At 65.8% G+C, this 26,859-nt stretch carries 27 protein-coding genes and 1 pseudogene; 9 read left to right on the top strand and 19 right to left on the bottom strand.

What is annotated here, in order from left to right:
* Positions 1-43: 43 nt before the first annotated feature.
* On the bottom strand, positions 44-952 hold the full coding sequence (locus CRM89_RS10285; protein ID WP_229434674.1) for a M56 family metallopeptidase: 909 nt from the start codon (positions 950-952) through the stop codon (positions 44-46).
* A gap of 548 nt (positions 953-1,500) precedes the next feature.
* Complete coding sequence (locus CRM89_RS30355; protein ID WP_127516120.1) at positions 1,501-1,926, bottom strand: hypothetical protein; 426 nt, start codon at positions 1,924-1,926, stop codon at positions 1,501-1,503.
* 736 nt (positions 1,927-2,662) lie between these two features.
* Here CRM89_RS30355 and CRM89_RS10280 point away from each other — a divergent pair.
* Positions 2,663-2,869 (top strand): heavy-metal-associated domain-containing protein, encoded by a 207-nt coding sequence (locus CRM89_RS10280; RefSeq protein WP_086849348.1) that lies wholly within the window; start codon positions 2,663-2,665, stop codon positions 2,867-2,869.
* Positions 2,870-2,923: 54 nt separating this feature from the next.
* Positions 2,924-5,174 (top strand): annotated as a pseudogene (locus tag CRM89_RS10275) (heavy metal translocating P-type ATPase).
* Between the two features lie 80 nt (positions 5,175-5,254).
* Here the strand turns inward: CRM89_RS10275 and CRM89_RS10270 are convergent.
* Together CRM89_RS10270 and serA are read right to left on the bottom strand one after the other, a co-directional pair.
* Positions 5,255-5,734, bottom strand: a complete 480-nt coding sequence (locus CRM89_RS10270; RefSeq protein ID WP_172964472.1) for a hypothetical protein — start codon at positions 5,732-5,734, stop codon at positions 5,255-5,257.
* 247 nt (positions 5,735-5,981) lie between these two features.
* Positions 5,982-7,580 carry a phosphoglycerate dehydrogenase gene (gene serA, locus CRM89_RS10265; RefSeq protein ID WP_098083852.1) on the bottom strand — a complete coding sequence of 533 codons (1,599 nt, stop codon included), beginning with the start codon at positions 7,578-7,580 and terminating at the stop codon, positions 5,982-5,984.
* Between the two features lie 269 nt (positions 7,581-7,849).
* Here serA and CRM89_RS10260 point away from each other — a divergent pair, with 269 nt between their 5' ends.
* Entirely contained in the window at positions 7,850-8,254 is a 405-nt protein-coding gene (locus tag CRM89_RS10260) for a four-helix bundle copper-binding protein (RefSeq protein ID WP_086849356.1), read from the top strand.
* A 192-nt stretch (positions 8,255-8,446) separates the two neighbouring features.
* Here the strand turns inward: CRM89_RS10260 and CRM89_RS10255 are convergent, their stop codons facing one another.
* Positions 8,447-9,424: a hypothetical protein gene (locus tag CRM89_RS10255; RefSeq protein ID WP_127516118.1), complete on the bottom strand. Its 978-nt coding sequence runs from the start codon at positions 9,422-9,424 to the stop codon at positions 8,447-8,449.
* Between the two features lie 251 nt (positions 9,425-9,675).
* On the opposite strand from CRM89_RS10255, the gene CRM89_RS10250 reads away from it, so the two are divergent.
* From CRM89_RS10250 to CRM89_RS30885, 3 genes are all read left to right on the top strand, one after another.
* Positions 9,676-9,897 (top strand): heavy-metal-associated domain-containing protein, encoded by a 222-nt coding sequence (locus tag CRM89_RS10250; protein ID WP_086845100.1) that lies wholly within the window; start codon positions 9,676-9,678, stop codon positions 9,895-9,897.
* A gap of 131 nt (positions 9,898-10,028) precedes the next feature.
* Positions 10,029-11,396, top strand: a complete 1,368-nt coding sequence (locus CRM89_RS10245) for an MFS transporter (protein ID WP_086845102.1) — start codon at positions 10,029-10,031, stop codon at positions 11,394-11,396.
* A gap of 115 nt (positions 11,397-11,511) precedes the next feature.
* Positions 11,512-11,670: a hypothetical protein gene (locus tag CRM89_RS30885; RefSeq protein WP_172964471.1), complete on the top strand. Its 159-nt coding sequence runs from the start codon at positions 11,512-11,514 to the stop codon at positions 11,668-11,670.
* Between the two features lie 49 nt (positions 11,671-11,719).
* Here CRM89_RS30885 and CRM89_RS10240 read toward each other — a convergent pair whose 3' ends face one another.
* Positions 11,720-12,340, bottom strand: a complete 621-nt coding sequence (locus tag CRM89_RS10240) for a DUF305 domain-containing protein (protein ID WP_098083850.1) — start codon at positions 12,338-12,340, stop codon at positions 11,720-11,722.
* Between the two features lie 307 nt (positions 12,341-12,647).
* A complete protein-coding gene (locus CRM89_RS10235; protein WP_098083849.1) occupies positions 12,648-13,226 on the bottom strand; it encodes a TetR/AcrR family transcriptional regulator in 579 nt (192 codons plus the stop codon).
* 281 nt (positions 13,227-13,507) lie between these two features.
* Between CRM89_RS10235 and CRM89_RS10225 the strand changes: the two genes are divergently transcribed.
* Positions 13,508-14,029 carry a DUF2269 domain-containing protein gene (locus CRM89_RS10225; RefSeq protein ID WP_086845108.1) on the top strand — a complete coding sequence of 174 codons (522 nt, stop codon included), beginning with the start codon at positions 13,508-13,510 and terminating at the stop codon, positions 14,027-14,029.
* A gap of 495 nt (positions 14,030-14,524) precedes the next feature.
* Here CRM89_RS10225 and CRM89_RS10220 read toward each other — a convergent pair whose 3' ends face one another.
* From CRM89_RS10220 to CRM89_RS10180, 9 genes are all read right to left on the bottom strand, one after another.
* Positions 14,525-15,169 (bottom strand): NUDIX hydrolase, encoded by a 645-nt coding sequence (locus CRM89_RS10220; RefSeq protein ID WP_086845110.1) that lies wholly within the window; start codon positions 15,167-15,169, stop codon positions 14,525-14,527.
* Positions 15,170-15,229: 60 nt separating this feature from the next.
* Positions 15,230-15,514, bottom strand: coding sequence for a GNAT family N-acetyltransferase (locus CRM89_RS10215; RefSeq protein ID WP_228788369.1), 285 nt, complete (start codon positions 15,512-15,514; stop codon positions 15,230-15,232).
* Between the two features lie 102 nt (positions 15,515-15,616).
* Complete coding sequence (galE, locus tag CRM89_RS10210; RefSeq protein ID WP_086845112.1) at positions 15,617-16,612, bottom strand: UDP-glucose 4-epimerase GalE; 996 nt, start codon at positions 16,610-16,612, stop codon at positions 15,617-15,619.
* Positions 16,609-17,658, bottom strand: a complete 1,050-nt coding sequence (locus CRM89_RS10205) for a nucleotidyltransferase domain-containing protein (protein WP_086845114.1) — start codon at positions 17,656-17,658, stop codon at positions 16,609-16,611. Before CRM89_RS10205 ends, galE begins: the two co-directional genes overlap by 4 nt.
* Positions 17,659-17,661: 3 nt before the next feature.
* Entirely contained in the window at positions 17,662-18,966 is a 1,305-nt protein-coding gene (locus tag CRM89_RS10200) for a phosphomethylpyrimidine synthase ThiC (protein ID WP_086845116.1), read from the bottom strand.
* A 236-nt stretch (positions 18,967-19,202) separates the two neighbouring features.
* Entirely contained in the window at positions 19,203-19,994 is a 792-nt protein-coding gene (locus tag CRM89_RS10195) for an SAM-dependent methyltransferase (protein ID WP_086845118.1), read from the bottom strand.
* A gap of 113 nt (positions 19,995-20,107) precedes the next feature.
* A complete protein-coding gene (locus CRM89_RS10190; RefSeq protein WP_086845120.1) occupies positions 20,108-20,716 on the bottom strand; it encodes a DUF5753 domain-containing protein in 609 nt (202 codons plus the stop codon).
* Between the two features lie 322 nt (positions 20,717-21,038).
* Positions 21,039-21,518, bottom strand: coding sequence for a hypothetical protein (locus CRM89_RS10185; RefSeq protein ID WP_086845122.1), 480 nt, complete (start codon positions 21,516-21,518; stop codon positions 21,039-21,041).
* A 166-nt stretch (positions 21,519-21,684) separates the two neighbouring features.
* The gene (locus CRM89_RS10180; RefSeq protein WP_086845124.1) at positions 21,685-21,900 is read right to left on the bottom strand and encodes a hypothetical protein; all 216 of its coding nucleotides are present in this window, start codon (positions 21,898-21,900) and stop codon (positions 21,685-21,687) included.
* A 253-nt stretch (positions 21,901-22,153) separates the two neighbouring features.
* On the opposite strand from CRM89_RS10180, the gene CRM89_RS10175 reads away from it, so the two are divergent.
* Both CRM89_RS10175 and CRM89_RS10170 read left to right on the top strand, forming a co-directional pair.
* Positions 22,154-23,506: a helix-turn-helix domain-containing protein gene (locus CRM89_RS10175; RefSeq protein WP_127516116.1), complete on the top strand. Its 1,353-nt coding sequence runs from the start codon at positions 22,154-22,156 to the stop codon at positions 23,504-23,506.
* Complete coding sequence (locus tag CRM89_RS10170; protein ID WP_086845128.1) at positions 23,503-24,387, top strand: phosphotransferase enzyme family protein; 885 nt, start codon at positions 23,503-23,505, stop codon at positions 24,385-24,387. Before CRM89_RS10175 ends, CRM89_RS10170 begins: the two co-directional genes overlap by 4 nt.
* Before the next feature lie 108 nt (positions 24,388-24,495).
* On the opposite strand, the gene CRM89_RS10165 is transcribed toward CRM89_RS10170, so the two are convergent.
* The 3 genes from CRM89_RS10165 to CRM89_RS10160 form a co-directional block, all read right to left on the bottom strand.
* Positions 24,496-25,266, bottom strand: coding sequence for a hypothetical protein (locus CRM89_RS10165; protein ID WP_086845130.1), 771 nt, complete (start codon positions 25,264-25,266; stop codon positions 24,496-24,498).
* Between the two features lies 1 nt (position 25,267).
* Complete coding sequence (locus CRM89_RS31985; protein ID WP_256385930.1) at positions 25,268-25,396, bottom strand: hypothetical protein; 129 nt, start codon at positions 25,394-25,396, stop codon at positions 25,268-25,270.
* 65 nt (positions 25,397-25,461) lie between these two features.
* Complete coding sequence (locus CRM89_RS10160; protein ID WP_086845132.1) at positions 25,462-26,298, bottom strand: helix-turn-helix domain-containing protein; 837 nt, start codon at positions 26,296-26,298, stop codon at positions 25,462-25,464.
* Positions 26,299-26,859: the final 561 nt, after the last annotated feature.

The raw sequence follows: 26,859 nt of genomic DNA, 5'->3' as shown, positions 1-26,859 counted from the left end.
GCTGAGCCGAGCTTGCCCCGCGACCGGCGGGCCCTTGCCGGGTTCAGGTGCCCAGCGCGCAGACACCGATCCCACCTGCCGCGGCCAGGGTCGCCATCATCGGTCCCAGGACGACCGCGGCGATAGCGGCCGAGGCGGCGACACGACTGATCCGGGTGGGTGCCGGGGGATCCGCGAGGCGGCGGACCCGATCGACCAGCCCCACTTCGGTGGCCGCGACCGGGGCCGTGCCGTGATTGTCTGCCAAGGTCACCAGCGCCTCGCAGACAGTGATGGGTCCGTAGATGTCGGCGGCGGCGTCGTCGGCGATCATCTCGGTCAGGCGCGCCACCTGCGCGGCGCCGGTGGCGAACAACTCGATGCGGGGGAACACCGAGGCGAGTGCTCGGGTGAAGGCGAGTAGCAGGTGGTGGCGTCCACGCAGGTGAGCGCGTTCGTGGGCCATGACCGCGGCCAGTTGTTCCTCGTCGAGGGTGGCGACGATGCCCTGGGTCAACACGATGGTGTTCGGGTTGCCTGCCACCGAATAGGCCGCCGGTTCGGGATGATCGAGCACCACCGCGTCGTGGCGGTCATGACGGCGACCGACCATCCGTGCCGCCTGCGCATGCTGGTGAGTCACCGATCGAGCCCGGACCAGCGAACGGCACAGCCGCCACGCCGCGACGAAAGCCGCGAGCACCGCCAGTCCTGCCAGCGTCCACAAGCCGATCTGGACAGCGGTTCCGTACGAGCCGGCCGCGGCGTCGTGTAGTTGCCTGAAACAACGTCCGAGATCCAGATGTTGATCTGCGAGCAGATCGCGAACGACATCGACGCCGAGGAAGGCAACCACGACCGCCCAGGACAACAGGACCGAGACGATCGCGCTGAGCCAGGCTACGAGGCCCAAGCGGGGATGTTGCCCGTCGCCGGCCGTGCGCAGCAACAGTGGCGGCGCCAGCACCGCCACGACCACGGTGTAGGCCAGTAGGCACAGCGCCACACTCATGAGAGCGCCCGCAGCGAATCGGTTTCAACGATCGCGACCGTACGCACAGACATCGATGGCACCGATTGGCTCCTCTGCCGGATCAAGATACGGGCGTTGCCCACAGCGTTTGCGGCTCGCCGCCATACTATCGGCCCCCGAGGGCGACCGATGATTGCGCTGCTGCGGCGCCGGTGCTGGTCCTCCGCCGGGAGCTTGCATTCCACGAGCCTACTATCTACTATCTACTGACGTAGATAGTACTTGCGCCGTTCTCGGCGCGGGCGCCCCTAAGAGCCAGGGGTGTTGGCCACGGCCCTCGGCGCGCGATCCCCTCATCTCGCGCGCTCGGGGCCGGCCTTCGGGAGTGAGGGCGACGACTCGTGGCGTCGCCCTCACTTTTGTTCTACCAGCGTTCTATCGGCAAAGGCCGCCCGAGCCGTCCGCCGTATCGCCGCCCACGGCGAACACGGGCCGAGTTTCCCGCCATGGCCCTGTCGCCGAAAGTGGTGCCGCATCCTGGGTTCCGGTCAGCTGACGGTGATTTCGGTGCTCATGCCGAGTTCTCGATGGTTTCCCACCGAGCACCATAGCGTGTAGGTGCCGGGCTCCAGATCGACGGCCAGCTCGCCGGATCCGCCCTTTTCGATCCGCGGTGTGCGTCGCGACTCCACGCCTGGGCCCTCGATCACGAGATCGTGGGAGACCGATCCCGAGTTTTCGACGACGAACGTGTACGCGCCCGCCGTCGATGGAGGGTTGGATATGTTGATGGAGAATTCGTTCTCGTTGACCGCGATCTGTGTCGAGTTGGCCGAGGTCGATGTGAGGCCGGATTCTCGAGCGGCGCCGGGATCCCCGCCCCCAGAGCTACATGCCGCCAACGTCAGTGCCGACAGCGCGGCCAGTGTCGTAAACGCCTGGCATTTCGTCCACCCGCCTCGTCTGGGCGTCATGGCGTCTCCCTGATGTCCACATAGACCGAGCTTGTCGCCAATTCCACAGATTACTCTCTTGACCGGCGAGGGTCTATGGACGCGCAAGCGGCGGCGATGCCTCTCACCGCATGGCGCTGGAGCAGCCGGAGTCGTTGCAGCGCTGCGATCGTGGATCGCTGCGGTTGGTCGAACTGCCCGGCGAATGCCGACAGTGATCGCAACGTCCGCGTCCGAATGTGGATCGCCGAACGGGGGCCGCGCGGGCCCAGATCGGCCGATGGGCCTGTGCCAGGGGACGCCGAGCTGTTGCATTCCTCGGCAGCCCTGACTACCGTTCTACTGAGTAGAATAGTACTTGTGCCGAAATGGTGATCCCGGCACAGGGACACCCCCCAGAACCTGGGGTGTCGGCTGGGGCGGAGGCGTGCGATTTCCTTCATCTCGCCTCCGTCCCCGTCATCGAAAAAGCGGTAGGTGACGAGGTCGGGGCGTCACCCCCGCCCTTCTCCGGCAGCTGCCTGTTCGCGACGGGGCTGCCGCGTGCGTGATGCAGTTCGGCCGGCGCCTTCTCAGGCCAGCAGATGTCGGTCCACTGTCGCGCGCATCGCACTTCGCCTCCCGTGTGTCGGCTCCGGGTGCGAGGGAATCGACGCGGCCTGAGTGGTCACCGAAGAGCAGCAGCGCGCAATACCCGTGGGGGGTATGATGGTCGTCATGCGGTCGGAGGCACCGCAGAGCTAGGAGATGATCAGCGATGACCACCACAACTGTGACCGTGACCGGAATGACCTGCGGCTGCTGCGCGAATTCGGTGAACAAAGTAGTCGGCAAGATTGCGGGTGTCACTGCGGTGGAGGCCGACTTCGCCAGCGGGCGCGTGACCATCGACGCGACGGACACCGTCGAGCGAAGCGTCATCGCCGCTGCTGTCAGCGAGGCCGGCTATCAGCTTGCCGACTGATCGAACCTGTCACTACCTCTAGCCAGATTTCCCCAGTACGGAACGGAGCCTGCAATGGGCACCACGACGCAATCCTCCACCCGGATCGAGTTGGCGATCGGTGGCATGACGTGTGCGTCGTGCGCCAATCGGATCGAGAAGAAACTGAACAAGCTCGACGGGGTCACCGCCACGGTCAACTACGCCACGGAGAAGGCGCGCGTGGAATACTCCGGCGTCCTCACGCCCGAGGACCTGGTGGCCACGGTCGAGGAAGCCGGTTACACCGCCGCGCTCCCGACCTCGAAGGCCGGGAAACCGGACGCGTCATCAGCCGCTTCCGGAGGCGACGACCCGACGGCCTCATTACGGCAACGTCTGCTCGTCTCGCTGGTCCTGACAGTGCCGGTGATCGCCATGGCGATGATTCCGGCACTGCAGTTCACCAACTGGCAGTGGCTGTCGCTGACACTGGCCGCGCCGGTGGTGATCTGGGGTGCCTTGCCCTTCCACAGGGCGGCCTGGACCAACTTGCGCCACCGCCACGATGGACACCCTCATCTCCATCGGCACGCTCGCCGCGCTCGGCTGGTCGCTGTATGTACTGTTCTGGGGCACTGCCGGTATGCCGGGCATGACGCACCCGTTCGAACTGACCATCGCCCGCGAAGGTGGGGCCGGGAACATCTATCTGGAGGTGGCGGCCGGAGTCACCACCTTCATTCTCGCCGGACGTTACTTCGAGGCCCGATCCAAGCGGCAGGCCGGTGCCGCGCTGCGAGCGTTGCTGGAGCTCGGCGCCAAAGACGTATCGGTGCTGCGCGACGGTAAGGAACAGCGCATACCCGCCGAGCAGCTCGCCGTGGGCGACCTGTTCGTCGTGCGCCCCGGCGAGAAGATCGCCTCCGACGGCGTCGTGATGGAAGGCTCCTCGGCGGTCGACGCCTCGATGCTGACCGGGGAATCGGTGCCCGTCGAGGTCAGCGTCGACGACGCGGTGGTCGGCGCCACCGTCAACGTCGGCGGCCGGATCGTGGTGCGTACCAGCCGTGTCGGCTCTGACACTCAGCTGGCCCAGATGGCCAAGCTGGTGGAGGAAGCTCAGAACGGCAAAGCCCAGGCGCAGCGGCTGACCGACAAGATCGCCGGCATCTTCGTCCCCATCGTGATCGCCCTGTCGGTGGTGGCCCTGGGGTTCTGGCTCGGCACCGGAGGTTCGGTCGCCGCGGCCTTCACCGCCGCGGTCGCCGTGCTGATCATCGCCTGCCCCTGCGCCCTCGGCCTGGCCACGCCCACCGCGCTGATGGTCGGTACCGGCCGCGGTGCCCAGATGGGTGTCCTGATCAAGGGCCCGGAGGTGCTGGAATCGACCCGGCGGGTCGACACCGTGGTGCTGGACAAGACCGGGACCGTCACCACCGGCAAGATGAGCCTGCTCAAGGTGTATGCCGCCGACGGCGAGGACGAGTTGCAGATCCTGGAGCTGGCCGGAGCGCTCGAGGATTCCTCCGAGCACCCGATCGCGCAGGCGATCGCCAAGGCCGCCCGGGACAAGCTCGGCGACCTCGCGCCGGTGCAGGGCTTTGCCAACGTCGAGGGCCTGGGTGTGGAGGGCGTAGTCGATGACCGCAGGGTTGTCGTCGGGCGTCGCCGAATGCTGGCGCAGCGAGCGCAAAGCCTGGACTCGGACTTGGAACGAGTCATGGCCGTCGCCGAATCCGAGGGGAAAACGGCCGTCGTGGCGGCCTGGGACGGGAAGGCGCGCGGTGTCCTGGTCGTCGCCGATACGGTGAAACCGACCTCCGCCGACGCGACAACCCAACTGCGTGCGCTGGGGCTGACACCGATCTTGCTGACCGGCGACAACGCGGCCGCGGCGCGGGCCATCGGCGAGGAGGTCGGCATCGAGGAGGTGATTGCGGAGGTGCTGCCGCGCGAGAAGGTCGATGTCATCACGAAGCTGCAAGCCCAGGGCAAGGTCGTCGCGATGGTCGGAGACGGCGTCAACGACGCGGCGGCTCTGGCCCAGGCCGACCTCGGTCTGGCCATGGGAACCGGCACCGACGTGGCGATCGAGGCCAGTGACCTGGCTCTGGTCCGAGGCGATCTGCGGGCCGCGGCGGACGCGATCCGGTTGTCGCGCAAGACGCTCGGCACCATCAAGGGCAACCTGTTCTGGGCGTTCGCCTACAACGTTGCCGCCTTGCCGCTGGCGATGGCAGGTCTGCTCAACCCCATGCTCGCCGGTGCGGCGATGGCGTTCTCGTCGGTGTTCGTGGTGAGCAACAGTCTGCGTTTGCGAGGCTTCCGCTCCAGCAACAGCTGACGGGCGAATGCCGCTCTGACGCCACGCCGTACAGCGCTGCGCAGCGAGCTGGCGTGGCTGTCGGGCCGCGATATACGCAATCAGTTGATGTCGATTGTCCCGTCGAAGATCAATGGCGTCGCGCCCGGCTGGCATCCCCGGAAGCTGTTCGTCGGCATCGGGACTCCGTAGCCGATCCGGCTCGGTTCCCCGTTGACGCCCTTGGTGACAGTGATCTGGATGGCCATCGAGTCCGGTGCGAACATCATGACCGGTTCGGCGGTTGTGATCGGATAGATCAGCGAGACGGTGTTTCCGTTGATCGTCAGACAGGTCACCGGGCCGGTCACGCGTACCGGTAGCGGCATATTCCCCAACCGGCCGCTCGCGACGTAGGTGCCCGTCGCCGGTCCATCGCCGGTGCCTTGGGCGTCGATGTGGAGCACGTTCATGCCTGCTACTTGCATATTGCCGTCGATCGAGACCGAGCCTGGGTCAGCGGCGGCCGCTCCAGCACTCGCGGCTATCGCTGCGGACGCCAGGGCCGCGGATGCGGCGAGTCGAGTGAGCTGAGCAATCATTGGTATGCCTCCTCAGTCAGTGTTCCCTGCGAGCCGCATACCCGGCATCCAGGCGTTCACGCGACCCTCTGCCCCTGACACGTCGTGCCGGTACCGACACTGACCTGTCCCCATTGTGTGCAACGGGGACAGGTCGCTGGGGATGCGAAACTGCGCGTCACGCTACGCCTCGTCTCCGTAGTTCCGGTGAAGGCTTTGTCGCCAGGCGCGTCACGTCATTGCTGGTACCGGTGGATTGTCGGTGCGATCAGGCCAGATCGACCAAGACGACCTTGGCGGCGCCGACTACCTTCTCGATCCACGCTTTCGTTTCCGCGGAGACCTCCTTGTCGACACGGAGGACAACGGTGGCACCGCCGGGATCGACATCCTGTGCCAACTGGGCAGCCTTGATGTCGACTCCGGCCTGGCCGAGAACCGTTCCGATGTAACCCAATTGACCTGGGCGGTCCTCGTAGTTGAGGACGGCCAGGTTCAGGCCCTCGGCGCGCATGTCGTAGTTGCGGCCGTTGATGTTGACGATCTTCTCGACCAGGTTCGGCTCGGTCAGCGTGCCTGCCACGTTCAGGGTCGAGCCATCGCCGAACACGGCGCGCAGGTCGACCATGCTGCGGTGGTTCGGGCTCTCGGTGTGCGTGGTGACGGTGGCGGTGATGCCCCGCTCCTTGGCCAGCGACGGCGCGTTGACGAAGGTGACCTGGTCCTCGACCAGCGCCGAGAACACACCGCGCAGCGCGGACAGCTCCAGCACGGCGACGTCCTGGGCGGCCAGCTCGCCGCGCGCCTGTACCTCGATGCTGACGGGCAGCTCGCTGGCGATGGCGCCCAGCAGCGCGCCCTGCTTGCGCACGACGTCGAGCCAGGGGGCGACCTCGTCGTTCACGGCGCCACCGGTGATGTTCACGGCGCCGGGCACGAACTCACCGGCCAGCGCAAGCAGCACCGACTTGGCGACATCGGTGCCCGCGCGGTCCTGGGCCTCGGAGGTGGACGCACCCAGGTGCGGGGTCACGACGACCTGCGGCAGGTCGAACAGCGGCGAGTCGGTGCACGGCTCGGTCTCGAACACGTCCAGGCCCGCGGCACGCACGTGGCCGGAGTTGATCGAGTCGGCCAGCGCCTGCTCGTCGATCAGGCCACCGCGCGCGGCGTTGACGATGACGACGCCCGGCTTGGTCAGCGCGAGACGCTCGGCGTTGAGCAGACCCTTGGTCTCGGGGGTCTTGGGCAGGTGCACCGAGATGAAGTCGGCGCGCTGCAGCACCTCGTCCAGCGACAGCAGCTCGATGCCGAGCTGGGCGGCCTTGGCCGGCGACACGTAGGGGTCGTAGGCGACGATCTTGGTCTCGAACGCGGCCAGCCGGGCGGCGAACAGCTGGCCGATGCGGCCCAGGCCGATCACGCCGACGGTCTTGCCGAAGATCTCGACACCGTTGAACTTGCTGCGCTGCCAGGTCTTCTCGCGCAGGGTCGCGTCGGCGGCCGGGATCTGGCGCGCGGCGGCGAGCAGCAGGGTGACGGCGTGCTCGGCGGCGGTGTGGATGTTGGAGGTCGGCGCGTTGACGACCATCACGCCACGCTCGGTGGCGGCGGGCACGTCGACATTGTCGAGGCCCACGCCGGCACGGGCGACGATCTGGAGCTTCTTGCCCGCCTCGAGCACCTCGGCGTCGACGGTGGTCGCGGAACGCACGAGCAGCGCGTCGGCCTCGGGCACCGCGGCGAGCAGCGCCGGGCGGTCGGGGCCATCGACCCAGCGAACCTCGACACCGTCACCGAGCGCGTCGACGGTCGACTGGGCGAGCTTGTCGGCGATCAGAACTACAGGACGGCCTGCTTGGCTCACTGTGGGGTACTCCTCTGTGCTGGGTTCGACGATGAGTTCGTGTCGAACGGATACGAGTATCTACGTAGTTAGACAGTAGATACGGGCTCGGTGTGTAGCAACCGATCCGAGGTGTGGCGCGCGCCATGTACTGCTGGGTGCCGGGTCCTGAGACTGCGAGACGATCGCCCCGTGACCGGTCGAGTCCGCCGGTGCGCTGCGGTTTCGCAGCCCGGTGGCCGGGTAATGCACCGACGACCAGCTGAAACTTGTCGTCGAGGAGGAATTTCATGGGTACCGTCGCTGAACTGCTCGACTCGTATCCGGCCGATCTCGGCCAGGTCGACCGGAACGTGCTTGCCACGTGCATCGAACGATGTTTCGAATGCGCACAGGCTTGTACCGCGTGCGCGGATGCCTGCTTGAGCGAGCGGGGAGTGGCCGAAATGGTCAAGTGCATCAGATCCGATCTCGACTGCGCCGACATCTGTGACACCACGGGAAGAGTGTTGTCGCGTCACACCGGCTACGACGCGAACTTGACCCGAGCGGTTCTCGAAGCGTGCGCGACGGCGTGCGCGAGCTGCGCGGATGAATGCGAACGCCATACCGCCCACGAACACTGCCGTGTCTGCGCGCAGGCATGTCGGCGCTGTGAAGCGGCGTGCCGGGAATTGATCGCAGCTCTCGGCTGAACACCGACTCGGCGCGCCCGGGCAGTCGAGCCGCATATCCGGCGCCGCCACCACGGCGCAGGTATGCGGAAATGAATCATGTTCACGTCGATGGCGGGCACCCGAGAGCGAAGCTACGTAGGAAAATCGTAGAAACCGTCGGCTTTGCCCGGTAAGCGCGCCGGGATCTCTCCTCCGCAGGCTTAGGTTCCCTCACGCCTTTCGGGCGCCCAGGGCAGAGACGAGCGCCACCGACACCAAGGCGGACAGCACGACCGTCCCGGCGGTGAGTTCTGCCGACCACGCGACTCCCGGGCCGAGTTGCAAGGCCACGAACTGCACCGACCACAGCGCCGCCGGGAGCACGACCGCGACCATGGCTGCTGTTGGCACCCGGGGCACCCAGGCTGTGGATACCGCGACGAGTCCTTCGATGATCAGCCCGGCGATGACGGCGGCCACCACGACCGAGGGCCGGGTGAAGTTCTGCACGGTCTGGGCGAGGACGGCCAACCCGGTGACGATGGCGGTGATCGCACCGACGGGCAATCGCCGACGCTTCAGCAGCAGTGCGATCGGCACCACGACCAGCACGGTGGTGATCAGGTAGGCGCCGAGCCCGGCCTGGGCCGGGATCTCGGTGGCGTAGTGCTCGGGGGTGCCCTCGGGAAAGTCCTCGACCGCGCGCAGTGGCGCGTCGGTGGTGAACGCGGAGACGTAGCTGAGGGCGAAGCCGATGATCCCGGTGATCGCGGCGGCGGCAATGACAGCGGGCGGGGCCCAGGCCGGTGCTGAGGGCTGTTTGATCTGGATCGCGCGCAGTGGGCCGGAGAACAGCAGCACGGCCCCGGTGAACAGGAGTAGGTGAGTCGGGCTAACCAACGCGTCGAGCCCGGATTCGACCCCGAACCTCAGATGCCACGCCATGTCCGCGGCCCCGGCGGCGGAGAAAACGCCGACCCCGGCCAGTGACCAACCGTACCCCCGGGGCATCGACACCGCTGCCGACATCAGCGATCGACCTGCGTTGCGGCGCCGCACGCCCATCGCCAACAGCAGGGCAGCCGCTGCGCCGACGCCGGAATACAACAGAAGATGCCACCAGGTGAAGAACGAGTCCGGTAGATCCAGGTAGTGCGCACGCCCGTCCAGGTGTACGGCCACGACGATCCAGACGCTCGTGGCGGCCATGGCGAGGTCCTCGCCTCGGGTGCTGTCGGCGGTTCGCGCCTCGATGCCGGCGCGATCACTCCATTGCGTTTTCACCACGGCCAGGCCCCTTTCCGGTTCGATGCGAGTCCCGGTGACCCACGTCACCAATATACCCCCACTAGGTATATGGGTAAATGGCGTGATACCTATACCCCCTAGGGGTTTACATTCGGGAGATGATGTCGTAGCGTCTCTCCTCGGAAAGCAACGCCACACAAGGAGGCCCGGCCATGAGCACCACAACCACCACGAGCACCTATGTCGTTTCGGGCATGTCCTGTGGCAGCTGCGTCGGCAAGGTCAGCGCCGGACTCGAAAAGCTCTCCGGCATCGACGACGTCGACATCGATCTGACCAGCGGCGCGGTCACCGTCACCGGCGCCAGCGCCGCAGACGCCGCACTGATCCAGGCCACCGTCGAAAACCTCGGCTACGAACTCGTCCAGAGCTGACCCCGGCCGGTCGTCGTGTCCCCGCGTGACACGACGACCGGGAATCGGGGGCCCGCAGCGTCCCATGACGGTCGCCACCCTCAGCTAGACCCGGTGCCCCGCACCGACACAGGACCAGAAGGACACCCCCGATGACCTCGTTGTTCGCCCACCGCGACTACCTGCGGTTGTTCACCGCGCAGATGACCGCGCTGTTCGGTACCGGCTTGACCACCGTCGCGCTCGGACTGCTCGCCTACGAACTCGCCGGCGCCGACGCCGGCGCGGTGCTCGGCACCGCACTGACGATCAAGATGCTCGTCTACGTCACCGTTGCCCCGATCGTGGCCGCCTATGCCGACCGTTTCCCGCGAAGGCTGTTCCTGGTCGCGCTCAACATGATCCGTGGCGGGGTCGTGCTGGCGTTGCCCTTCATCGACCAGATCTGGCAGATCTATGTCCTGATCGCGATCCTGCAAACCGCCTCGGCCGCGTTCACTCCGACCTACCAGGCCGTGATTCCCGACATCCTGCCCGACGAACGTGACTACACCCGCGCGCTGTCGGCCGCTCAGCTCGCCGCGACCATGGAAACGCTGCTCAGCCCCATGCTGGCCGCGGCCGCGTTGACCCTGATCAGCTTCCACTGGCTGTTCGTCGGCACCGCCATCGGCTTCGCCGTCTCGGCCGCCCTGGTGGTCTCGACCCGCATCCCTGACGCCGGAGCAACGACCCAGGGCAGCTTCGCGAAGCGGATCGCGGTGGGCATGCGGATCTTCGCCGCCACACCACGGCTGCGCGGGCTGCTGGGGCTGAACCTGGTCGTCGCCGCGGCAGGCTCGGTGATCATGGTCAACACCGTCAACTACGTCCGCGACACCCTCGGCGGATCACAGACCGGCGTCGCGATGCTGTTGGCCGCCAACGGCTTCGGAACGATGATCATCGCGCTGTCGCTGCCGCGAGTACTCGACCGCACCGGTGCCCGCCCAGTGATGCTGGCCGGCGCCGCGACCCTGATCCTCGGGCTCGGGTCGGCCATCGCCCTCTCGACCGCCGACGCCGGCCAGTGGCGGTGGGCCGCCGCGAGCGCGGTATGGGCACTCATCGGCGCCGGCACCGCCGGCGTGCTCACCCCCACCGGCGCGATCCTGCGGCGCTCCTCGCAGCCGGCCGATCGCGCGGCACTGTTCGCCGCCCAGTTCTCGCTGTCGCACCTGGCCTGGCTGCTCACCTACCCGATCGCGGGATGGCTGACCAGCGCCGCCGGATTCACCACCACCTGGGTGGTGCTGATCGGCCTGGCAGGGCTCGGCGCCACCGTCGCGGTACGGAACTGGCCACGCAACGAACCCGCCGAGATCACCCACCTGCACGAGGTCGGCACCATCGACCCCGCCCGCCTCGCCGACGCGATCCGCATCAGCGACCGCATCTACCAGCACACCCACCCGTTCGTCATCGACGACGCACACCGGCGTTGGCCGCGCGAAGCACGCGAACCAGTCCTCGTCGGATAGCCGAAAGAGGATCCATCGACATCACATAACCAGGCTCTGAGCATGTGATCGAGAAAAGAGGGTGGGGCTGCACAACCAAGTGAGGCCCCGCCCTTTCCTGAAAGCGGAGGCAACGATGCACACCTTCACAGCGGTGATCCTGCGGATTGCCCGCCATCCCGCCGCCCGAACCGCCGCGGCGTGCGTTCTGGCTTGCGGCGCCGAAGCCCTCCGCGTCGCGCTCGCGGGCCAGCCTGTCAAGCCTCAGCGCCGCTTCGAATCCACCGGCCCGTAGAACCGCAGGGCGGCGCAGGCCACAGGGCTTCGAGGGGGCCGGACCACGCTTACTTTTGTCCCAGAAGAGTTTCCATCTGCGTGATCTCTTGCTGCTGTGTGGCCACGATGGTCTCTGCCATTTGTTTGGCCTGGGAGTTGGTTCCGGAGGCGATTTCGGATTGGGCCATCTCCACCGCCCCGCGGTGATGGTCGATCATCATCTGCAACCACATCTTGTCGAACTCCGGCCCCGACATCGCCTCGAGCGAGGACATCTGCTCCGGCGACATCATTCCGGGCATGTCATGGTTCATCGCCCCACCGGCGGGGTCGGGCTTCCCAGCGCTGGCCAGCAGCGATTGAATCTGGGTCATCTCAGGCTGCTGGGCTGCCTTGATCCCGGCCGCGAGGTCGATGACCTGCTGGTCCTGGGATCGTGAAGGGACCAGCTCGGCCATCTGCACGGCCTGCTCGTGGTGCGGGTACATCATCTGCAGAAACGTTACGTCGGCGTCATTGAAGGTGCCGGCCTGGGCGGTGCCGGTAGCCGCACTCGTCGAGACGGCGGGTGTCGTTGAGGAATGGTGGACCGGTGCCGAATCGTCGTCATTCCCGCAGCCGGCAACGACCAGCGCGACCAATCCGATACACGGAACGAGCCTTCGAGCGATGATGGAACGTCGAGACATGTGAACTCCTCAGGAGTGGGACATGATCTTCTCGTCGAAACACAAACCAGCGGCCCGCGCGGGACCCACGCAGGGCCGCGCAGATATCGGTGGCTCCCGACGGACAGTGCAGCACAGCCTAACCCTTTTGGCGTCGTTCACATCGGCATGGACGGGAACATCATGTTCCACATGTCGCGCAGCATGTTCATCATCTGCATGCACATCCCGGGCATCACTGTTCACCTCCTCGCGCACACCCCCACAAGGCGCGATTACCCTCGACCGCTGGAAATATTCGCCGCGCCTGCTGCTGCTCGGCGGATGTTCAGGCGGGTCCCAATCCAGCCCGGATCACTGTGATCAGCCGGGCTACCGCAGCGTCGGATGATGCCGCGACGGCGGCATCCAACGCATGTAGGCAATAGATTGCCAGCTCATCGGCAGGGGTATCCGTCCTCACCGTCCCGGTCGCGGCGGCGGCGGCCACCGCCTCGGTCACCAACTGGCGAAGTCGTTGTTCGGCGTGGTCGACGTGCGGGCCGCTGTGGCGCACCATCGCGCCGAGATCGCTGTCGTGACGGTGCCTGGACTCGCGAAGAATCCGCGCATAGGCGCCCAACAGGGCATCCAGTCGTCGGGACGGATCGGATTCTGTATCACTCACCGCCACCAGTTGCTCCAGGTGGTGACCGACTTGGCGCTCGTGCCAGGCGGCAAGGATCGCGCTTACATCGGGGAAGTACTTGTACAGCGTCGCCCGCCCGATCCCGGCCTGCTCGGCGATCCCCGACATCGTCATCGAGGCGACCCCGTGCTCGATCGCCAACCGCGCGGCAGTGTCGAGGATCGAGTCGCGCACCGTGCGGCGGTGCGTGTCGATCGTCTCGCTCCACAGCTTCGGCACCCAACCAGGATACAGCCTGCCGTGGTCATAGACAGATCGTAATTGATAGAGACATACTGTCTTGCAAACTATGGTGCGCTGACCGAAGGACTCCAGATGGCAAACAACTCCCCGCAACGCCCCCACGGCCCGAATACGCCCCGCTGGGTGAAAGTGACCGGAGTCGTCGTCGCGCTCTTGGTGGCGGTGCTCGTCATCGGACTGCTCGTCAGCGGAGGCCAGCACGGGCCAGGGCGGCACAGTCAGTCGGCTGCGGCGCCAGCCAGCGCTCAGTTCGTGCGATGCTGAGCCCGCGCGGGCGCAAACTCGCCCTCGCCGCGCACGTCAGCATCTCGGTCGGCTGGCTCGGCGCCGTCGTCGCTTTCCTGGCCTTGGCCGTCGTCGGGGTCACCAGTTCCGACGTGCAGCTGGTGCGTGCGGTCGACCTCGTCGCCCGACCACTGGCATGGTGGGTGCTGGTGCCACTGTCGGTGGGCACGCTAGTGACAGGCATCGTTCAATCCCTCGGCACACCATGGGGTCTCATCCGCCATTACTGGGTGCTGATCAAACTCGTGCTCAACGTGGTCGCAACGGCGATCTTGATCCTCTACACCAGTACGGTCGACCACTATGCGGCTGTCGCCTCGCGCCCAGACTCGACTCTGCTCGAATTGCGGGCGCCGACTTTCATTGTCCACGGTGCAGCCGCTTCTATCGTTCTGGCTGCTGCGATGATCCTGGCGGTCTTCAAGCCCCGCGGCCTCACACCGTTCGGGCTACGTATTCGGCAGGCCGCAGCAGAAGGACGAGTCGGGCGATGATTCTGCCCAGGTTCCACGGTGCCCGCGTAGTTGCCTTGATCAGCCGGCGTGATCCCGGCGGCGAGGCGCTGTCGGATGGCCTGGAACTCTTCGGGTGGGCGCGGGTTCCAAGTCGGTGTCGTAGTAGACGGCAGAGGTGTGTCAGCGGTAGCGCGTGCAGGTCGGCGAGCTGGTTGGTGAGGCGAGGTGAGGTGAGGTGAGTTGGCCGCTGCCGCCGCAGCCGGTGATCACGATCCGCTCGTTCACGGCCAGCCGCGACATCGGCCTCGGCGGTCGGGGCTGCTCGTACCCCAGCATGTCCATGATCCATTCAGCCTGGTAGTGGAGCCCTTCGAATTGATCAGCCAGGGTCGGGGCAGAACCACAGGGAACGCCGGAGAGCACGAGATGACTTCGGGCTGGGGACCGGCTGCTGGGACCAGGAGCGGCACGCTTTGAACCGGGCCTGTGGTGGGTGAACGAGCTCTGGGACCGCGGTCCGAGCATCGAGAGTGGTCAGTCGAACATGGTTGGCAGGTCGGGCTTGTTCCAATGCTGGTGGAGGAGGCGGATTTGGGTATCGAGCACCCGGGTGGATGACAGTTCGGGGAGGGCCTCGACATCGAACCAGCCGACTTCCATGGTCTCTACGGGGCTGGGTTGACCGTGCGAGACGATCTCGCACAGGAAAAACAGCTTGTACACGTGATACGGGAAGGCGGGCTGGTGGCCTTGCACATCCCGGTCGTGCAGGGCCACGAGCTTGCTGGCGCGCACTGCGAGGCCGGATTCCTCTTCGACTTCGCGTTCGACAGCGAGTGAGGGCGGTTCCAGCACATCGCACCAGCCGCCCGGCAGGGTCCATTTCTCGTCGCTGCGGTCACGGATGAGCAGGATGCGGGCCTGCTCATCGAACACTCCTCCTCGAACGTCGACTTTGGGCGTCATGTACCCCTGTTCGAGGTACACGTTCTTCTGCAGGTCCTCGACGGTGTCGTTGCTGATGAGAGCGAGCAGGTCCGCAGCGATCTGTTTGGCCTGTTCGTAGCGTTGCCGGTCGAAGACATCGGTGGAAAAGACGAGACCGTTGTGCGCCAGGGCGGCCAGCGCGATGGCATATTGGCGGATCTGGCCCTCGGCTGTCGGTTGAGCGGTGTCCATTCAGTGTCCTTGGGTCGGGGCCGGCGTTGTCGCAGCGGCTGGTCGAGTGCGGTCAAAGAGTCAAGCGGTAGGTCGTGGACTCGCGTGGTGTGAATCCGAGCTGCTGGTAGAGCTGATTCGCGGGGACCTCTTCGGGGTCGAGGTGAGGTCGATCGAGCGTGCTCCGTGGTCTTTTGCGATGACGAGCGCGGTGTTGGTCAGGGCTTGTCCGATGCCGTGACCTCGCGCTGCTCGGTCGACGACGACATCTTCGATGCGTGCTCGCAGTCCGGTGGAAATCGTGTACATGACCAGGGTCAGTGCGCCGACGATCGTTCCCGCTAGACGCGCGGTGGGTAGCGGCATCACAGGGGAAGCGATGACAGCTTCCAGGACATCGCGAGTCAGAGTCGCCGCGGTGGTGGAGAGTTGCGGTAGAAGGTCCGTCAGCGCTGCGAGTGTCTTCGTCTAGCCCGCCGCTGACCGTCGGCCAGTGAAGCGCTGATGGAATTTCCATGCGTGGGAAACGATTTCGACGATATCAGGGTGCGTGGGTCGCCAGCCGAGTTCGTTTTGTGCGAGTTCGGAGGAGGCGTAGAGGACTGCCGGGTCTCCAGGGCGGCGGGACGCTATCTCGGTCTCGAAGGTCGCACCGGTGACTTTCCGGACTGCGTCGAGTACCTCGCGGTTGGAGAACCCGATGCCGTTGCCCAGGTTGTAGATCCGGTGTTCGCCGGGCTGGATCGCGTCGAGTGCGAGCAGGTGGGCTTGGGCGAGGTCGGTGACGTGGATGTAGTCGCGGATGCAGGTGCCGTCCGGCGTCGGGTAGTCGTCGCCGAACAGTGAGAATTTGTCGCGTAGTCCTGCGGCGGCGTCGAGTGCGAGGGGGATCAGATGGGTTTCGGGGGTGTGGCGTTCGCCGATCATCGTTCCGTCTGCGCAGGTGTGTGCGCCCGCGACGTTGAAGTAGCGCAGGCTGATCGCGCCGAGCTCGCTGGCGCGGGTGATCGAGGCGATCGCTTTGTCGACGGCCAGTTTGGTGTCGCCGTAGGTGTTGACCGGGTTGGTCGCGGCGGTTTCGAGGATGGGGACTTGGTCGGGTTCGCCGTAGACGGCGGCGGTGGAGGAGAACACCAGACGAGGCACCGCGGCCTGTTGGATCGCGTCGAGGAGTGCCAGTGACGCGGCGGTGTTGTTGTCCCAGTGCCATTGTGGGTGCGCCATGGACTCGCCGGCCGCGATGAGCCCGGCGAAGTGAAGAACGGCGTCGAAGCCCGCGTCCGAGGTGAGTACTTGGGCGATGTCGTGCACGCGTAACTGGTGGAACGTTGCTTCGGCGGGGATTTGCTGGTCGTCGTTGCGTGAAAGATCGTCGACGACCTCGACGTGGTGCCCGGCGTCGAGCAGGAGCCGGGTCACGGTGGCACCGACGTAGCCAGCGCCACCGGTGACGAGGATCTTCATGTGGTCTGCACTTTCATCGCGAGGAGGTGATCATGAATTTCTCGTTGGTGCGCGGCGAAGTAGGCCGAGGGGCCGGGCGCGGGTTTGGTCCCGGCCCAGCCGGTGACGCGCGACCAGATCGCGGCCTCCACCGTAGCGAGTTCACCGAGGTCCGGTTTCGCTACCCAGGCTGCGGCGACTTGGCGGGCGAGGTCGTGGGCGATGCGGTGGTGGCGGGCGATGACTTGGCCGCTGTTGGTGACCGCGTAGCGGCTCAGCCGCACGGCGTCGGGGCGGGGGCCGCCGAATACGTAGTCGAAGCGGCGGAACGCGTCATGCAGGTAGTGCCAGAATCTGCCTGGGTCCAGGGGTGGTTGTGTGGGGTCGGTGCGCCATCGCAGCTCGGCGCGCATCTGTTCGGACAGGTGCGGGGCCATGCTGGCGAAGTCGTGGTGGGCATAAGCACCGTCCAGCATCGCGGTGGCGCGCAGGACTTTGATGCACAGGCGGTTGACGAGCAGGTGGAATTGAGCGGTGTCGCAACCGGCGAGCCATTTGGTGTTGAGGTCGTGCCAGTAGTGGGCTTGCACGTAGTACAGCAGGATTTCGTAGGCGTCGCGGTCATCGAGCCGCACCGGAGTGTGTTCGGGCAGTCCGTGGCCGGCCAGATCGAGTCCGAGGTTTTTAAAGTCGTAGCCCAGCGAGGTGTGCAGGTGGCGGTACTGGTGTTCCGGCAGAACCATGATGTCAACTGAGGGAAAGCACCTTTCGGCCATCGCTTTCAGCTGGTCGAGGGGTTTGGCGGGCTCGGGCGCGGAATGGACGTAGAGCAGATCGACGTCGCTGATGAGCACTCGGCCACCGTGGTGGTGGATCAAGGTGGGCTCGCCGCGGGCCATCGACCCACCCAGAATCAACCAGTCCTCGGCGGGGACCAGGCGTCCGAGGGCGACCAGATCGTCGGCGATTCTGTGCGCAGGTGCTGCGAGATCTTGGGCATCGGGCAGCCGTCGGGTGATTGCGTCTGCGAGGGTGGCGGCGTGGTTGGTATCCACTGTGGTGGTCATGGTTCAGCTCTCCGCGATGGTGAGTGGGAGGGGGATGGCGGTGGCCGGGACTGGGGTTTCCTCGCGGTCCTTCTTCGCGGTCAGGTGCGGGCACAATGATCCGCAGATCGTGCAGGGTGCACCGGTTTTGAGTCCGGCGTTGATGAAGGCGTTGGTGGCCAGTCCGGGGTAGAGCGCGTGGGTGGCTTGGACTTCCCAGTCGTTGGCTCGCCGGGCCACCGAGATGGCGCGCTGGCGTGCGGCTTCGGTGGTGTTTCCCCGGCCGAGTTCCAAGGCGGTGATGGCGACCTTGACGTTGCGCACAGCTTCGGCGGTGTCGATGCCGGTCGGCATCAGGTAGTGCTCGACCTGGGTGATGGAGGCGAACATGTCGCCACCGTGCGCACCCGCGGTGGCGACGCCGATCGTGTTGACGATCGAGTCCAGGGTGACTGCGTTGTCGACGACCATCGGCCCGGCCAGCCACAAGGGTGCGCCTCCGAGCGCTTGTTTGTAGGCGGGGATGAGTTCGGGAATGCGGTGCAGCGGGATGTGTCCGCCGGTCTCACACAGCACCTGCACTCCCGCGTCGAGGGCATGCTTGCGCAGTCCGGCGAGCAGTTCGATCTCCCGCCATTTCAGCTCGTCTCCGGCATCGGCGGTCGCGCCGGGACGGAAGATGTCGCCCAGGTCGAGCACAACTCCACGGCGGCGGCAGATTTCGAGAATCCCGTCGAAATGCTCGTGCAGTGGGGATTCGGTGTTGTGCATGCGCATGTAGCGGGCGATCAAGCCACCACCGCGCGAGGTCGTCGGCATGATCCGGTCCGATTTCTCACTCAGCCGCGCCAACTCGGGGTTGATTCCGGCGTGGATCAGCACGAAATCCACGCCGGAGTCGAGGCCGAGTTCGAAGCGCTCGAGGAACTCCTCGCGGCCGAGCTTCGTGCGGGGCTGGGCGAACAGGTCATAGGTCAGGCAGCACCCCAGCGGCACGCCCACGACGTCCTTGAGTTCGCGGCGCAGCGCGATCCCTTCGGGGTTGGTGGTCAGGTCGATGACGGCGTCGGGTCCGGCGGCGTTGATCACCGCCATGCTGTCGACGATCGCTGCGCGGTCAGTGTCGCGCGGGCCGAGACCGATCAGCGCGGTCACCTTCCGGCGCGTCCCGGCACCGACGAGGATCGGGCTGTAGCCGTCCTGGGAGCGGGAATCGTAGGACCGCAAGAACACCATCGTGCCGTTGGCGACCGCAGCAGCGGCCTCCTCGACGCCGATGCCCTCGCGGGCACAGGTAGCGACGAACTGAGGGTCAGTCGAATCGATCATGGTGAATCACCTTTCATAAGAGAACATTTGGAGAGAATGGGCTGGGGGAAACTGAGTAGGTTTGCGGTCCCGGCGCGCGCGCCGCAGCGTGGCTGTGACTGGTCCCACCAGGTGTCCTCCTGTGATCTGGCGGGCGTTCTTCGGGATGGCGGCCAACGCACAGATCGCTGCTACCTGAGCTCGGGTGAGTTCGCTGAAGCGCTTTCGCGAGAAGCGTTGGTCGTCGGTCGATTCCTTCAGCGGGGGAGGTGGCCCACGGCGGCATAGGCGCTCAACACCAATTCGACGGGATGGAGGCCGCGATAGACGCGGCTGCCGATTTCGGGCCGCCATTGATGGGGAGCGACGAGACCGGGTTGCAGCAGCCGGTACGGGGCGAGCATGTTGGTCACGGTTGTGCGCTCGCGGGGCCGGTAGGTGATGGAGTGAGACTCGAGTTGCGCCGCTGTCTCACGGATGTCCTCGCTGAAGACGTCGTCGGTGATGTGGCTGAAGATGATCCAGCACCCGAGCGGCAGACCGGTGGTCAGTTCCGCGAGCATTGTGGTGGCGTCGGGGAGTAGTTCGGCGGTGCCGGACAGGCAGAATGCGACGGGTTGGCCGAGGTCGAGAAACCCGCTGATCTGGTTGAGGACGTCGGCGGTGTCGGTGATATCGACCAGGGCGAAGCGGCGGTTCGGGCTGTTTTCGAGCAGGGCGCGGGCGTGCGCGGCGACCAAGATGTCATGGTCGAGGTAGAGAACGCGCCCAGTCTCGCCGCGGTCCGCGGTTGCATCACCCACGTCCGGGGACAGCGGGAGCCCGCACCCGAGGTCGACGTACTGGTGCACGCCGTGCTCAGTGCTGAGGACGTTGACTGCGCGCAGCAGGAACCGTCGCGCCTCGCGCAGCGAGGCGACGAACTTCCTGCCCGCTGCCGCGGCGACGAGTGCATCGATCTCGTAGTTGTCCTTGCCGCCGAGCAGCTTGTTGACCACGCGGGCGCTGTTGGGCACGTCGTGTCGCAGCGCGAGGTCGTGATCGGCCATGTCGAACAACTCCCGTGATGAGAAGGGGCTGCCGGGACCCGACCCGTCCCGGCCGTGACGAGGGGTACGGCCTAACGGAAGACAGGTCGGGCCCGGGCAGGGGGCGGGTAGTTTCAGATGCCGGGGCCGACATGCTCGGCCAGCGCGCGGTCGAGAAGGGCTCGGGCGTGCTCGCCGTAGCGGGCCTGGCCGGCGAGCAGGTCGAAAGTGCGCAGCGCGAGGGCAATCTCGTCGGCGCCGCTGGTTTCGACCGAGCCGGCGACGGTCTCGATATCGACGCCGGACTCGTCGCGGATGACGAAATTCTCAGCCTGGCCGATGAACTCGGCATCGAGAGGGATGACGCCGATATCGACGTTGTCGCGTTGGGTGAGGATGTCACCGAGCCGGCGGATCTGTGCGGCCATGATCGCGTGACTGCCCACGGTGCGCCGCAATGCGGCTTCACCGATCAGCAGGTGGAAGCGGTGCCCGGGGGCGTCAAGCACGGCCTGGCGCTGCATCCGCACCGCCGCGGTCGCCTCGCTGTCGTCAGGCACGCCGAGCACGGTCGTGCACCTGGACAGGATCGCGCGGGCGTAGTCGAGGGTCTGGACGAGGCCAGGCAGGATTTCGGGACTGTAGCCGCGCTGATGCTTGGTCGTGGACTCGATGTCGATCAGGCTGCGCTGCAACGTCTCCAGGCCGCCATCGGCCACGGCGTACCAGCTGGAGTAGGACATAATCTAACCTTTCATCCAATTTCGGCGGTTGAAGAATCTGGTGGGGATCCACCGGGTGTGGTCGCTGGGCGTGGGGGAGCGCTCCCGGAGGCGCAAGGGTGTGATCAGGGCAGAAGGTAGAGCCGTTCGTTGGGCAGGCGGGGCAGGCCGGTGCATTGGCCGGGGTAGACGGCGACAGTTCCGGGGCGCCGGGCGGCCACGTCACAAACGAAAACCAGCGCGGCGGTAACGCAGGAAGCGAATTCCATTCGAACGCTGGAAATCAGGACCGAGAGACAAACGTCGGACTCGTCAGGACACGGTGACTGCCTACTGTCGTTGTTCATCGCCCGGCCTGCTGCGATAGGCACGCCCGGGCGCACTCGATGACCACTGCGCCGGAGGGGCGGAATGTCCCGGTAGCCGGTGAGACCCAGGTGCGAACCATCAGCGGGTCGGGTGCGGGGGAGGGTAAGGCATTGTCGCCCTCGCGGATCACCACGACCCGCGCGCGCCAGAGTTGCGCGATGACGGTGGGGTCGCCGATGGGGCGCATGTCCGAACGCACGAGGAAGGTCCACATATCGGCGCGTGGGTGGCCGATGATCGACAACGGCGCGACACCTCGCGCGTCGAGGCTGGACTTCACCTGACGGGCGAGGTTGGTGGGCATCATGATCGCGCCGACTTGTCTGGTCTGCATCGTGATTCGCCCAGTGGTGGGTTCGACCACGGTGGGCAGCGAACACACCCGCCGGTAGAACTCGCACCGGGAGCGCGGCGTCTCGGAGAAAGCCAGCGTGGCTGGGATGGTCGAGGTCATCGTGTCCCTCGCGGTAGTGGCTCGGTCCGGTCATCAGTAGAAGTTCCGACCGAGTTCGAAGAAGCGGCTATGCTCGTGAGCCACCCGTCGGTGCGCATCGCTTCCAGGGTCGTGTGCAGCTCTTCCCAGGTCGGCGGAGACGTCGGGTCCGGCAGGGCGTGGCCACTCATCGGGTCGCCTGTCGAGCCGGGCGGCGCTTGTCCGCCGAAATCTGCGACTGCGCGTTCCGGTTCCGGAAGGCATCGCCGTTGTGACGTAGCGCGTTGAATGCTCGTGCCACGGTCCACCGCGCCACCCTCAGGTCGTGCGCGATCGTCTCTACGGTCATCGGTTCCCCGGGCTCGGGGACGGCGAACACATCGTTTTCGAGGGTGGTGGTCATTGGTCACCTCGGTCGGCTTTGCCAGTAGTCGCGGAGTCCGTATCGGTGCTAATTCGGACTAACTGACAGTCGCTCCCCCGCGGGTTATGGGCAACGCGCACAAGGCATAACCGATATGCGCCGGACGTATGCCAGTCGCGTGAGCTGGTGATAGCGTCGAAATATTCGCGTTGTGTGGGGTCGGAGCGACGGGAGCGAAGCGATGGCGGAAAGCGCCGGCAATGGGCGCACATGCGCGACGTGTGGGAGCGCGTTGAGTCGATTCAACATCGGACCGTGGTGTGCGAACTGCTCGCCCATCGCCTCGGCGGACGGGCCGCCCGAGATGCCAGCCGAGTTCTGGGATCACGGCCCACTGCGTGAGGGGCTGGCGAACTGGCATATAGGCGCGGTCATCGAGGCATACCGCAACCACCCCGCTCACGGGCAGCCATTGAGCCAGATCCAGGTAGGGCAGTGGCTGGATCTGAGCCAGGCACAGCTGAGCAGGATCGAGAACGGTCCGGCGCCCGAGACGCTCTCCAAGCTGGTCAAGTGGGCAACCGTCCTGCGCATCCCGCCGGATCTACTGTGGTTCAAGCTGCCGAACGTGGCTACCGTGGAGCCCGTGGACCGACAAGGATTCCTGCGTGTGGCCGCAGCTACCGCTGCGACGGTCATCGTGTCACCGGACCGCCTCACCCAGATGCTCAGCCAAGCCCGCACCACCGTCAACCCGACGCGAGTGGGCGCAGTGGAGATCAAACAGATTCACGAAGCCGCCCAGCTATTCGCCCGGTGGGACGCCACCTATGGCGGCGGCCTGGTCCGCGATGTCGTTGTCGCGCAACTACGAGTCGCGGTCGCCTACCTGAAAGCCAACTGTTCCGCGCGCGACCGCGCGGCCCTGCAGATGGCTGTCGGGTCACTCGCGCACACGGCGGCGTTCATGGCCTTCGACGCCTGCGCACACGACGACGCGAACTCGATGTTTGCACTGGCCCTCGACTGCGCCGAAGAGTCCGGGGCGGTGAACCTGCGAGCAAAGATCCTGTCGTCGATGGCACGCCACGCGATCTGGACCGGCCGCAACCACGACGGACTCGGATACGTCCGCAGGGCGTTCACCGAGGCAGACAAGCTCACCGCCACCGAACGCGCAATGCTGCACACCACCGAAGCGCGCGTGCACGCCAAGCTGGGTGACGTTCCCGCAACGCTGACGTCCGTCGCCAACGCCGACCGTGACTTCAGCAGGTGTGTACCCGGCAACGACCCAGCGTGGATGCGGTACTACGACAGCGCGCAGCACGCGGGTGACACCGGCCACGCCCTGTTCGACATCGCCGTGCACGGCAGCTTCATCGGTGAGGCACGCGACCGGCTGACCGCAGCCGTCGACGGCCACGCCGACACCGCCGCACGGTCCCGGACGATGTCGACCATCAAACTCGCATCGCTGGTCATGGCCACCGGTGACCCGGACGAGGCAACCACCATCGCGAACCAAGCCCTCGGCCGCGCGCGTGACCTCAAGTCCCAGCGCGCGAACGAGGACATCGCCGAACTACGCCGCTACGCCCACCGCGCCAAAGTTCAGATACCGACTCCTGCTACCACCACATGAACACCTCGCAGGTCGAACGTATCGCTCGCACGGCATGCGCAGATGCTGGCGTCGACCCAGACGGGATGGTCCCGATCAAACTCGCGGAGAATGCGATCTTCCGAGTACCTGATCAACACATGGTCATCCGCGTTGCGCGGGCGGGCCAGACCGAAGCTGCACGCCGCGAGGTGGATATCGCGGAATGGCTTCGAGAACAGCATATTTCGGCTGTGCAGCCGATGGGCACTCGCGCCGACTTTGCGGTGATCGACTCGCGGCCGGTGACTCTGTGGAAAGAGCTGCCGCCGCACCACAACGGCAGCGAGCACGAGATCGGGAGGGCGCTGCGCGCCTTGCACCAGCTGGCCGCGCCGCCGTTCCTGCCCGAAGTCCAACCGTTCGTCCGGCTCGAGCAGCGCATCGACAGCGCGTCATCGCTGAGCCACGCAGATCGGCAGTGGCTGTACCAGCGGCTCGCGGACCTGCGCGCAGGCTGGGAAAATTTGCCCACCGGCATGCCGTGGTCACCGATCCACGGCGACGCCTGGGAAGGCAACGTGGTCACCACCGACGCCGGAGTGACCACGTTCCTCGACCTCGAGCGAGCCTCGGTCGGCCCACCCGAGTGGGACCTCGTCTCTACCGCGATCAAACAAAGCTCCTTCGGCTGGATCTCGGCCGAACGCTACCGTGCCTTCTGTGACGCATACGGCCACGACGTCACGACTTGGGAGGGCTTCTCACTGTTGAGAGACATTCGCGAGCTGCGGATGACCTGTATGGCGGCCCAAGCAGCAGGAACGAAGGCTAACCACGCTGCTCAAGCGCAACATCGAGTTGACTGCCTACGCGGCACCTATGGCCCACGACCGTGGTCGGGATGGCACCCGATCGCCTAACACGGACACGCCGCGAGATTGCAAACGACATGTCCCACCGCGCGGCGGGGCCCAGAACCGAGGGGCCTCACCGGCGGTGTCGGTTTGTTGGAACGGTCGAGGTGAACCTCAGCAGGCGATGGCGTTTGTGTTGTAGAGGCCGTGGACGGACAAGATCTCGAAACATGCTCCGTACTGGTCGATTTCGAGGTTCAGTTGGATCGGGTGCGCGTTGCCGGGTGGGTGGAGTCGGAGTGGGATCGCGCGGTGCCAGTTGTAGCTGACCTGCAGGGGTGTGGTGTCCCATGCTTGCTGGAACCCGGGGTTGTCGCGCAGCGTCCGGAACAGTGCTTGTGCTCGGGGCGCGTCGCGGTAGCGGCCGAGCGCGGCGCGTAGGTTGCGGATGTTGTAGGGCAGGTGTTCGTGCCAGTCCTCGATGAGGTCGCGGGCGGTGGGTGTGAACATCCATCGCACGATGTTGTGGTCGGCGTCATCGAGGCCGGGCATGATCCGGTAGAAGACCTTGTTGCCGTGCAGGACGTTCTGGAGTGGGTCGAGGTAGGCGCCCATGACCTCGCAGCGGTCGAGGTAGTCGAGGTGGTGGTGGACGCCGTCGTTGGTGAGGTAGCGGCGTAGGCCGGTGATCGGGGCTAGCTCGGGGGCGGGGTGCAGCAGTTCGTGCAGGTGTCGCTGTTGGTCGGGGGTGAGGTCGTCGAAGAAGGTGAACAGACCCTTCTGTACCTTGGGTCCTGGTTTGGTGCGGGTCTGAATGATCTGGTTGAGGCGGGAGATGCCGAATCCTGCTTTGTTGGCGGTGGATTCGCGGGATAGCTGGCGCTTGTGGCGCAGGAATTCCAGGGTGTCGTGGAAGTCGGGCATCCCGGAGAGCACGAGGGGCATGTCAGTGGTCTCGCTTCTGCGGCGGGATGAGGACGATGTCGACGGCGAGCGCAGCACGCGGTGCCGGTGGCTGGTTGGCGACGTCGGGATTGGCTCCGCGATGGCGGGTGTGCTGGGGATTGCTGGTCATGGTCGGGCTCCTTCGTTCGGATGTCTCCGCCCGGGGCTTCCGGGTGGTCGTGGGGCGGTGGAGGGTCAGGTGCCGCTGCTCGGCGGCTTGCACGGGTCGGGGTAGACGAAGCAGAATCGCAGGTCGGGAGGGCCTTCTGCTCCGACGCCGAGGTGTATGCGGATGGTGCGTTTCTCGCCGGTGTCGGGATCACGTACCTGCAGCGGGTGCACGGTTTTGTGGCCGTAGGCGACCTCGATGCTGTCGGTCCACAACTGCCGGAAAGTGGTTGCCGCGCTGAGTTTCTCGTGCAGCGTTCGTGCGCGGGGACTGTGGCGGTAGATGCCGAACTTCGCGCGCAGAGACGCGACCATGTAAGTCGCGGCGGCGTCCCAGTGCACAAGGAGAGGCTCGGCCGTGGGTGCGGTGCTGCCGGGGTGGAAGAACCACTGGCTGAGGTTGTCGTCGTAGTCGGCAAGCTCAGGCAGCTCGCTGCGGAAGCGCTCGCTGGCGTAGACCACGTTCCACAAAGGGTCGAGATACGCACCGACCAAACCTCGCTCATCGAGACGGCGCAACGTCGTGTGGTGCTCGCAGGCGACGGGGCGGGCTCGTAGCTCCTCGATCGAGGGCAGCGGTAGCGGTGGCCCGGCGAGTTCGCGGGTGTAGCGGGCCTGGGACTCGTTCATGCCGAGCCCGGTGATGAACTGCTCGAGCACTGTCGGCGAGGCCGAACGTTCGCCGCGTTCGATCTTCTTGATCAGGTCCTCGCTGATCTGGAGTCGGCCGGCGGCCTCGGCTCGGGTCAGGCCGCGGGCCTCGCGGACTTGTCGGACCCATCGGCGCAGGTCGGGTAGCTCGGATGTGGGGCGGCGGGCCTTGCCTCGCCGCGGTCGCCGGGTCGAGCCGGTCCGCCGGTTCATGTGTCAAGCCCCTCCTATTTGAGTCTTCCGTCGCCCCTTCACCACGCGATAGGTTGAAGGGTTAACTCCCCCGAGTTGATTAACTTCTACCAGAAAGGGAACAGCCCGGCCACCGATCATTCACTGTGACCTGGCTGACAATTAGCTACGGACCTCCGCGCGGGGCGCGCGGAGTGTTCAGGGCACCCTTTCCCCGGTGCGGGACACCCGCCGGAAAATTTCTTTGGTGACACTTTTTGTACCTGTTTCGCTGATCGTTGCAGGCCACCGTGTGTGTGCATGGGGGGACGGAAAATGGTACCGATTTTTGTCCCCGTCAAAAGGGTGGCGCACCAGTGGTTTTCGGGGTTGTGATGGTGAGGCAATCGCTCCTCCTCTGAAAGGGAAGTCATGGACCTCTACACTATCCTGTCGGTTCTCAGCGCCGGTGCGTCACTGGTCTCGAACGTGCTGGCAATCGCCACGCAGGTGCTGCCGTTCTTCTGATCTAGGCTGATCATTTTTTGACTACTCAAAAGATGATCAGCTAAGCCTCCCGGCTGCGATCCCCGCCGGGAGCCG

The sequence above is a fragment of the Nocardia sp. FDAARGOS_372 genome (assembly GCF_002554515.1).
Lineage (GTDB): Bacteria > Actinomycetota > Actinomycetes > Mycobacteriales > Mycobacteriaceae > Nocardia > Nocardia farcinica.
Note: the sequence above shows the minus strand (reverse complement) of the source record. Positions and strands in the feature narration are given on the sequence as shown.